This window comes from Kitasatospora sp. NPDC057512 (assembly GCF_042802135.1).
GTDB lineage: Bacteria > Actinomycetota > Actinomycetes > Streptomycetales > Streptomycetaceae > Kitasatospora.
In genome coordinates this window covers 1-1,930 of record NZ_JBHVET010001101.1, presented here as the reverse complement: position 1 = coordinate 1,930, position 1,930 = coordinate 1, and the positions used below count along the sequence as shown (strand labels likewise).

Below are 1,930 nucleotides of genomic sequence, written 5' to 3'. Positions count from 1 at the left end.
GGCGTGGACCAGCCGCCGGGCAGGGTGCCCCGGCGGCCGGTGGCGTGGACGGTCGGCAGCGGGTTCAGCCGGGACTGATCCGGCCCCGCCAGCCACCCTCCTCCCGGCCGCGTTCCTCGATGAACGTCTTGAACCGCGTCAGGTCACCCTTGACCCGGCGGTCGACCACGCCCGTGACGTCGGCGGCCCTCTCCGCCACGCCCTCGGGCCGGAAGTCGATGGCCATGGCGACCCGGGTGTGCGCCTGGTCGAGCTGCCGGAAGGTCACCACGCCCTTCTGGTCGACGTCGCCGTCGGTGGTCCGCCAGGCGATCCGCTCGTCGGGCTGCTGGTCGACGATCTCGGTGTCGAACTCACGGGTGACGCCGCCGATGCTGGTCCGCCAGTGGTTGTGGCGGTCGTCCAACTGGGTCACCGAGTCGACGCCTTCCATGAAGCGCGGGAACTCCTCGAACAGCGTCCACTGGTTGTAGGCGGTGTGCAGGGGGACGTCCACGTCCACGGACTCCTTCACCATGCTCATCCGGTCCTCCTCCCACGGTACGACCGGGGCTTTCCCGGCCGACCGTGCGCCTGCCCGTCCGGTGCAGGCCCAACCGTCCTACCCGGGACGATCACCCTCCGTCGGGGCGCGGGGAGGGCAGCGGACGGTGCCGCAGGGCGTCCTCGACGGTGGGGTGGACGGGGAACAGCGCGGCGGTCCCGGTGAGTTCCAGCACCCGCAGCGTCCGCTCGGAGGGGGCGACCAGCACCAGGGGGATACCGATGTCCAGCGCGCGCCGACGGGCGACGAGGAGCAGGTTGAGACCGGTGCAGGTGAACAGCTCCACACCCGCCAGGTCGACCGCGAGCAGGGCGGGCCGCCGTACGAGCGTGGCGTCGAGCGCCCGGGCGGCGACGGGCTCGCTGTCCAGGGTCATGTCCCCGGTGAAGGAGCACACGAGGGCGTCACCGGCCCGGACGGTCTCCGCCTTCAGGCAGGGCGGCACGGCCCACTCCTCGGGCCGGGGGCCGCGCCGTACGGGCACGCCGGCCCCGCCGTCTCCGCCGTCCCCGCCGTCGACGGTGGCCCGCTCCGGGTGGACGGACGCGATGTGTTCGAGGTCCTGCCACAGGTCGAGGGCCCGCTCGCGCAGCCCCGCCGCGGTGCGGCTGCCCTCTTCGAGCGCCGTCAGGTAGGCGTCGACGCCGGTGACGGCGTGGCGCACCTGCCGGCACAGCGGCTCCGCGCGGGTACGGGGGGCGTGGCCACCCTCGCGGGGCGGCTCCAGACAGTCGACCAACCGGGACCTGAGCCGCTCCAGTCCCTGCCTGCTCATCGGGGCCATGGAACCATCTCCAGAAGCAGTGCCGCCGACGAATCCGCGGCGAAGCACTGCGGAGTGCGGCCCTTCCACTCTTCGCCCCTCCGCCGGACATGTCAACCATTGCACGAATTTTCTGTCGTGTATCGGCAGTCGTGAAACAGGAGTCCTATCGTGGAGGGATGGACAACGGCACAGCGACCGAACGGCAATGGACCTTCCTGACCAACCACGCCCGCGTGCTGGTCCAGATCGCCCGTGACCCCGGCATCCGCGTGCGCGACATCGCCGGCCGCTGCCTGCTCACCGAACGCGCCGTCCAGCGCATCATCGCCGACCTCGAACAGGCCGGATACCTCAGCCACGAACGCCGCGGCCGCACCAACCACTACAGCGTCGTCACGAGCAAGCAACTGCGACACCCCGCCGACGCCGGGCCCACCATCGCCGAACTCCTCGCGACCCTCCTGCGCTGATCCGGCGACGACGGGCGAAGGCGTCGCGGGCGCGCGGGTGGATCCCTGCCGCCGCCACCGGGCCCACTGCCCGGGGACGCCGGCCAGGGGCCCGCAGGTTCGAAATGCGTTTCCGTTCACGACCTGACATTTCCGCGCGCGAAATCGCCC

General features: G+C 71.9%; 3 protein-coding genes. 1 reads left to right on the top strand and 2 read right to left on the bottom strand.

Annotated elements, in window-relative coordinates; all coding sequences use genetic code 11:
• Positions 1–64: 64 nt before the first annotated feature.
• Together ACFU6K_RS38025 and ACFU6K_RS38020 are read right to left on the bottom strand one after the other, a co-directional pair.
• Entirely contained in the window at positions 65–523 is a 459-nt protein-coding gene (locus ACFU6K_RS38025) for an SRPBCC family protein (RefSeq protein ID WP_380671087.1), read from the bottom strand.
• A 91-nt stretch (positions 524–614) separates the two neighbouring features.
• Positions 615–1,319: an STAS domain-containing protein gene (locus tag ACFU6K_RS38020; protein WP_380671085.1), complete on the bottom strand. Its 705-nt coding sequence runs from the start codon at positions 1,317–1,319 to the stop codon at positions 615–617.
• A 167-nt stretch (positions 1,320–1,486) separates the two neighbouring features.
• Here ACFU6K_RS38020 and ACFU6K_RS38015 point away from each other — a divergent pair, with 167 nt between their 5' ends.
• The gene (locus ACFU6K_RS38015) at positions 1,487–1,780 is read left to right on the top strand and encodes a helix-turn-helix transcriptional regulator (protein WP_380671083.1); all 294 of its coding nucleotides are present in this window, start codon (positions 1,487–1,489) and stop codon (positions 1,778–1,780) included.
• Positions 1,781–1,930: the final 150 nt, after the last annotated feature.

What these genes read in the sequence shown, in the direction of transcription:
- ACFU6K_RS38025 (WP_380671087.1), bottom strand. Translation starts at nt 523, where the DNA reads ATGAGCATGGTGAAGGAGTCCGTGGACGTGGACGTCCCCCTGCACACC.
- ACFU6K_RS38020 (WP_380671085.1), bottom strand. Translation starts at nt 1,319, where the DNA reads ATGAGCAGGCAGGGACTGGAGCGGCTCAGGTCCCGGTTGGTCGACTGT.
- ACFU6K_RS38015 (WP_380671083.1), top strand. Translation starts at nt 1,487, where the DNA reads ATGGACAACGGCACAGCGACCGAACGGCAATGGACCTTCCTGACCAAC.